Genomic DNA, 6,930 nt, shown 5'->3' on the forward strand with positions numbered 1-6,930 from the left:
TCTCCCTCGATGCGCTCGACCGCGGCCTCGTTGATGACGTGGGTGAGGGCCGCCTTGAGCCCCTCGAGGTGGGTGCCGCCCTGCGGGGTGTAGATGCGGTTGACGTATCCGCGCAGGTCTTCTGCGTACTTGTGGGTCCACTGCAGGGCGACGTGCACCTCGACCCCGTCGGCCTCTGCCCTGAGCTCGATGGGCTCCGGGTGCACGGGGTCACGATCGGTGTTGAGCCACGAGACATAGCCGGCCAGCCCTGAGGCGTAGCACCACGTGTGCTGTCGCGAGCCTGCGGTGAGCGTGACGGTAAGGCCCGGCTGCAGGAAGGCCTGGCCCTGAAGGTGCTCGGCCACCGCGCCCTCGGCGATGCGGTGATGGGCGCGGGCTCCCGTGTCGGCGCGGAAGATGCGCCGATCGGGCATGAAGTGAACGCGGGTTCCGTGGCGGCTCGAATCACCCAGACGCTCGAGAGGCCCCGGCTCGCCCTGCGTGTAGCGCTGACGGTAGTGGCTGCCGTCGCGCCAGATGTCGACCTCGATCGACTCCGAGAGGGCGTTCACCGCCGCCAGCCCGATTCCGTGCAGGCCACCGGGGGCGCTGTAGACCCCCTCGGCGAACTTCCCGCCGCTGTGCAGCATGGTGAACACGACTTCGCAGGCAGGAATCCCCGCTTCCGGATGGGTCTCGACGGGAATGCCCCGCCCGTCGTCTTCGACGCTGCACGACCCGTCTTCGTGGAGCGTCACGTCAATGCGCGTGCAGTGCCCCTCGAGAGCTTCGTCGACCGCGTTCTGCACCACCTCGAGCACCAGGTTGTGCAGCCCTTCGGGCCCGGTCGAGCCGACGTACATGGCGGGACGCATGCGAATCGCCTCGAGCCCGCGCAGCACCGTGATGCTGCTGGCGCTATAGGTCTCGGAAGAGAGAGGCGGAGGTGTCGCGCTCATGACACGTGGTCCGCGAGCAGGGCCGACAGGCGAGCCTGATGAGCCACGCGGATGTGCTGCATGGTTTCGAACCAGCTTGCGATGTCGGGGAACCCTTCTGAACGCGCCGTGCGGATCATCTCGATGAGCTCGCTGCTCAGCTCTCCCTCATGCTCGGCGACAGAGGCTCTCACGTTCTCGAGGGTGTCTCCGATACGACGACCGCTGAGCGGGTCGCCCGCGCGGAGCAGCAGGTCGAGATGACCCTGCGCGTGAAACGCCTGGGATTCCGCGAGCTCTCGGAACGCCCGCGCGATCTCGGGGAATCCCTCGATCTCAGCCACGCGGGCAAAGCGCTCCGACAGTCGCGAGGCCTGTGCGTCGTGCGCGAACGACGCGCGCAGATGCGCGTGCGTCTGCGTGTCGTGAAGCTTGGGAATCACCCGTCTGGCCGCAGCGGCGCCGTCTTCGGGACCGGTGGGCTGCCCTGGTTGTGCGGTCAAAGTGGCCCTCGCGGAAGAGAGATGGGCGGTGCACACGCAGGTCTGCACCGCCCTGTAGATTCTGATCGCCTCACGGTCGATTCCTGTCGCCACGTGATGGACGAGTGCAGTAAAGCGTCGCACGGGAGCGCGTCGCACGGGAGCGCGTCGCACGGGAGCGGCGGAGCCCGCGGGAGCGGCGGAGCCCGCGGGAGCGGCGGAGCCCGCGGGAGAGGCGGAGCCCGCGGGAGCTACTTCACCCCTCCGAGTTCCACCCCCGTCCCCGCTCCAGAGGCAGCCCGTCTCAATGAGCACTGCCTGAGGGCATCGCGGTTGCCTGGGGCATCGGCATCGGTGTTTCGCCCACACCCGGCGCACCCGACGCACCCGAGGCACCCGACGCACCCGACGGCGCACCCGGCGCACCCGACGGCGCACCCGACGGCGCACCCGACGCACCCGACGCACCCGAGACACCCGGCGCAGCAGGCGCACCCGAGGCTCCCGGCGCGCCTGTGCCGGGCGCAGCGGCGCCCGTCGACGTGAACTGGGTCTTCGAGGCCCCCAGCCCAGCGGTGGTGAGCACCGTGATGGTGCCCACCTCGGCCTTGTCGGGCACGGTCACCTTCACCGTGGTGTCGTCGATGAACTCGACCTTGTCGGTCTCGGTCTTGCCGAAGCGAACGCCCGTGACCCCTGTGAAGTTCTGCCCTTTCACCGTGATCACCTCACCCGGCGCGGCGGAGGCGGGGGCGAAGTCGGCCACGACGGGCGACATGGTGAGTCCGATGACGGTGGCCAGCATCGCCAGCATCGCCTTCAGCAGCGACTCTCCCGCAACCAGGCCGGACGCCACGGGCACGTTGTACGCGTCGTGGGTCTGCTCGCTCACCTTGCTCCAGATCAGGGCCAGCACGGCGCCGATGACGAAGGCGAAGCTGTTGCTGAAGGTCACGACCAGCCCCAGGCCGAGGCCCATGGCGCTGGGCAGATACGGGCGCGCCTTGGGGAAGAGCTTCTCGATGATGGGCAGCGCGCAGCCGATGAGCGCGCCGATGACCGCGGCGTAGATGGCGCTCGGCGGCAGGCTCTCAATGCCCTTCGACAGCACGCGGGCCACGGCCACCCACGTCTGGGTGGCGGGCAGCGGAAACTTCTCGAGGGCGTCGATGTTGGGAATCATCAAGTACCAGCCCGGCACGATGGCCAGCGTGCCGAAGAACACGCCCACGAACTGGGCGATGAACTGCTGACGCGGGTTTGCGCCCAGCAGGTATCCGCTCTTGAGATCGGTGAGCAGGTCGGCCGACGAGCTGGCGCTGTTGGCCGCCACGCCCGCCGACACGAGGTTGTGGGTGACGTTGCCCGGCGAGATGAACGCGAACATGAGCTGCATCACCTTGCCCATGGCGCCGATGGGGGTGGTGTCGGTCTCGCCCGTGGCGCGGCAGGCCACCAGCGAGAGCACGAACGACATGCCCACGGCGACGAGCCCGGGGATGACGCCGATATGAAACGCAAAGTACTGCACCAGCAGCATCACAATGGTGATGGGAACCATGCCCGCAATCATCCAGCCGTTGGGCACCTCGAGGGCGGCCATCTTCGCAAGCGTCTCTGCATCGGCGCCCCCGACGTGCGGCTCACCCGCGGCGCTCGAGGCGCCGAACGAGGTGAACGAGCGCAGCACGGTGCGCCACTGCAGCGCCAGCGCGGTGAGGCTCGAGGTCACCATGAGGGCGGTACCGCCCCACAGGGCCCAGCGCACGGGGTTGAACATGGTTCCCCCGCCCGCCGGCGGCAGCGACACCACCCAGCCGGCCTGGCCCGCGTGCGCGGCGTCGACCGAGGCCAGCCACGGCGCAAGCCAGAAGTAGAGCACGAACGAGGCGGCAAGCATCGACAGCGACACGCGCAGGCCCACGATCATCCCCGCGCCGATGAGCAGCACGCTGGGCTCGAATCCGCCGCCCACCAGCGGCTTGCCGCCCGCGGTGAAGAAGCCCTTCTCCGGCCACTGCTCGGAGAGGTGTACGTCGACCACCTTCTTGCGCATGAAGTCGAAGAAGCGACCCAGCCGATAGAACATGCCCTCGTCGGTGTTGAGCACGCCCACCACGGCGCCGACCAGCATGGCGATGATGAGCGAGTAGGCTCGCTTGATGGCCTCGCGCCCCTCGCTGTAGAGGCTGCGCAGCGTGGTGGCGGCGGCGATTCCCGAGGGGAACGGCAGCTGCTCGTGATTGATCATCTGGCGCTTCATCGGAATGGCCAGGAACACGCCCATGGCCGCAGTGGCGAGGGTGAAGCTGGCCACGGCCCACCACGGCTGATGCACGTGGTTGGGGTCGAGGATGAGCATGGCGCCGAACGCGGTGGCAATGGTGGCCCCCGTCGACGCGCCTGCCGCCGACGCGGTCGACTGCATGCAGTTGTTCTCGAGAATCGACATCTGGCTGAGCTTGCCCCCCGTGAGGGCGCGCAGGCCGTTCCAGAGCACGAACGACATCACGCACGAGGTGATGGCCACCCCGAAGCCCCAGCCCACCTTCATGGTGGTGTAGAGGTTCGACCACGACATCAGCATGCCGAGCACCGCGCCCATGGCCACCGCGCGGAAGGTGAGCTGGGGCATGTTGTCGCCCTGGTAGACGTGGGTGTACCAGTGCAGGTCTTTCTCCTCGGCCGACGCCTCGTCCGGCAGCGGCGGCGGCTCACTGGTGGGCACGTTGGTGAAGCCTTCGGCGTGCTCGGATATGGGAAGATGTGAGGGGCGTCCCGGCGTGTGGGTGTACGCGTTCGTGGAAGGGTCGAGAGCGGTCTCCTCGTCGTGGTCGGCCATATCGAGTTCCTCTCAGACGTTGTCGGCGGGGTGGGGCGGCAGGATGGGTCGGTGAAGATTCCCCTCCGCTTCGAGAAGTCCTCGCGCGTCGATCAGCGACGACGGTAGACGACGGCGCCGTCGGCCACGGTCAGCATGACTCTAGCGGCGTGGATGCGGTGGGAAGGCAGCTTGAACAGATCGTGATCGAGCACCACCAGGTCGGCCCTCCGACCCACCTCGAGCGTCCCCGTGCGGGCCTCATCGAATCCCAACCAGGCGGCGTTGCGCGTGTACATCTGGATGGCCTGGGCGAGCGAGACCCGCTCGTCGGGGATGTATACCGCACCGTGGGCGTCACCCAGGGCGCGATGGGTGACCGCGACCTCGATGGCGTCGAGCGGGGCCAGGGTGGTGACCGGCCAGTCGCTTCCCCCGACCACGCGCGCGCCGCAGCGCCACATCGACCGTGCGGGATACTGCTGGGCGTAGCGCGAGGGTCCCAGCACGACGCGGTCAACCTTCGAATCGCTGTTGTCCTGCAGCCAGTACGACTGGAAGTTCGCCGCTACCCCGAGACGAGGGAAGCGGGGTCGATCGGCTGGGTCGATGAGCTGGACGTGCGCGATGTGGGGACGACGGTCGCGCGGTCCGTGCGCAACCGTCACCGCCTCGATGGCGTCGAGCCCGTCGCGCACTGCACGGTCGCCGATGGCGTGCATGTGGATCTGGAAGCCGGCATCGTCGAGTCGCAGGGCGAGCGCGCGGAGGGCGTCCGGCGCGAACTCGGAGATGCCTCGATCGTGCGGGCGATCGGCGTACGGCGCGAGCATGGCGGCGGTGTGGGTCTCGATCACCCCGTCGAGGAAGATCTTGGCGGCGGTCAGGCGCACCCGCGAGCGCGTCGCGCTCGCGCGCAACTTCACCAGGTCGTCGACCTGCTCGGGGCCGCGCGTGGGGTCGGTCTCGAGCGACGCCACCACCCGCAAGGTGAGCCGCCCTTTCGCCTCAGCCGCCTGCCAGACGGCGACCTGGCTCCGCGTCACCCGCGCATCGTGGATCGTCGTGATGCCTGCCGCATGGGCACGCGCCTGGGCTGTGAGCAGGCCCCGCAGGCTCTCGTCGAACGAGACCGGAGACAGCTTCTCGGTCACCCCCGTTGCGGCCGCCTCGCGCAGGGTTCCGCTCGGGTTGCCGTGGGCGTCACGCTCGATGCGTCCACGTGGGGGGTCCGGGGTGGACGCGGTGATGCCGGCCGCCGCGAGGGCGCGTGAGTTGGCCCACCCGTTGTGGCCGTCCGAGGCCCAGAAGAAGGCGGGGCGATCCGGCACGAGGCGGTCGAGAAGCTCGCGGCTCGGGTTGCATCCCGGAAACAGCGAGACGCCCCAGCCGGCACCCACCACGCAGGGGAGGCGGGGATGGGCGCGGGCATACGCGCGGATGGTCGCGGAAACCTCGGCGATGCTTTCGCACGCGTAGAGATCGCAGCGCCCGAGGTCGACCCCGCCGTCGAGCAGGTGCACATGCGTGTCTTGAAAGCCCGGCAGCAGCATGCCCCCCCTCAGATCGACGATGCGGGTACGCGGCCCGATGTGCGGCGCAAGATCGGCGGCGCGCCCCACGAAGACGATGCGCCCGCCCTTCACGGCGAGGGCTTCGGCCCTGGGATGGCGCGCGTCGACCGTGTAGACCGACCCGTTGCGGAACACCAGGTCCGCGGGTCGGGCCTGCAGTGGCGTGGGTCCCACGAACAGACAGATCAGGAACGAGATGATGATGCGTCGCATGCCGCGTGGGTTCCGCGCCCGTCGGGCACCTCCTGCGGTCGCCGTGAGAGGTGACGCGAGGCACAGCGCAGATGTGGGGCGTGAGGGCGCTCGGGTGCGGGTACTGCCACAGATGTGGCCCGTAACCGCGGAGCAGTACCACATCTGTGGCAGTACTGGGCTTCGGGACCCCCCTCCCCGACCGCGACACACCGATCTTCCCTACGCACGCCTCGCGCAGCGAAAGCCACAGATGTCGTTGCTGTTGCCAGGACGATACTTGCCGCGATCGGAGCCGCGAAACCTGTTGAGGAAGCAGTCGAACCACGAGCCCCCGCGAACGACGCGCTGCTCACCGTCACCGCTCTGTGCGCGTTCGCGACCGTCATCGGCGCGACAGGGGTAGGGCTGATAGAGCGACGCGCACCACTCCCAGACGTTTCCCACCATGTCCAGACACCCGAACGGCGAGCCCCCCTGCGGATACGCGCCTACCGGCAGAGGCCTCTCTGCTGAGCCCCAGTCGCCCCCGACGCTGCTTCGGCACCGCTGCGGGTCCCAGTCGTTCCCCCACGGGTACGTCAACCCTCGAGGGCCGCGGGCGGCGTACTCCCACTCGGATTCAGCCGGCAGGCGAAGCCCTGCCCATCTCGCATAGGCCACCGCGTCGTGCCACGACACGTCGACCACGGGGCACTCGTCGCCCCACGCGCTCGCGTACCGCTCGAAGCTGCCCGCGCCCCTGTGCCCGGTGGCCGCCACGAACCGACGGTACTGGGCATTCGTGACAGGGCATCTGGCCATCCAGAACCCGTCTAGCGCAACCTCGTGCGGAGGCTTCTCGTCTTCGTGCCCTTCTGACCCCATCGTGAACGTCGCCGCCGGGATGTAGATGAGCACCGAGCCGTCTCTCTCGTTCTCGGTCTCTTCGAAGCCCTGCG

Annotated in this window: 5 protein-coding genes; all 5 read right to left on the reverse strand. The window is 68.8% G+C overall.

Going from position 1 to position 6,930, the window contains the following annotated elements; translation table 11 throughout:
• Positions 1 to 941, reverse strand: a 941-nt coding sequence (locus EB084_16740) for a hypothetical protein (GenBank protein ID NDD29904.1), incomplete at its 3' end; no start/stop codon positions are given.
• Entirely contained in the window at positions 938 to 1,576 is a 639-nt protein-coding gene (locus tag EB084_16745; protein ID NDD29905.1) for a hypothetical protein, read from the reverse strand. The genes EB084_16745 and EB084_16740, both read right to left, overlap by 4 nt.
• A 130-nt stretch (positions 1,577 to 1,706) precedes the next feature.
• Entirely contained in the window at positions 1,707 to 4,244 is a 2,538-nt protein-coding gene (locus EB084_16750; protein NDD29906.1) for a hypothetical protein, read from the reverse strand.
• 92 nt (positions 4,245 to 4,336) lie between these two features.
• Positions 4,337 to 6,154 carry an amidohydrolase gene (locus EB084_16755; protein NDD29907.1) on the reverse strand — a complete coding sequence of 606 codons (1,818 nt, stop codon included), beginning with the start codon at positions 6,152 to 6,154 and terminating at the stop codon, positions 4,337 to 4,339.
• Between the two features lie 57 nt (positions 6,155 to 6,211).
• The coding region (locus EB084_16760) for a hypothetical protein (protein NDD29908.1) at positions 6,212 to 6,930 on the reverse strand (719 nt) is incomplete at its 5' end.

Source organism: Pseudomonadota bacterium (genome assembly GCA_010028905.1).
Taxonomy (GTDB): Bacteria; Vulcanimicrobiota; Xenobia; order RGZZ01; family RGZZ01; genus RGZZ01.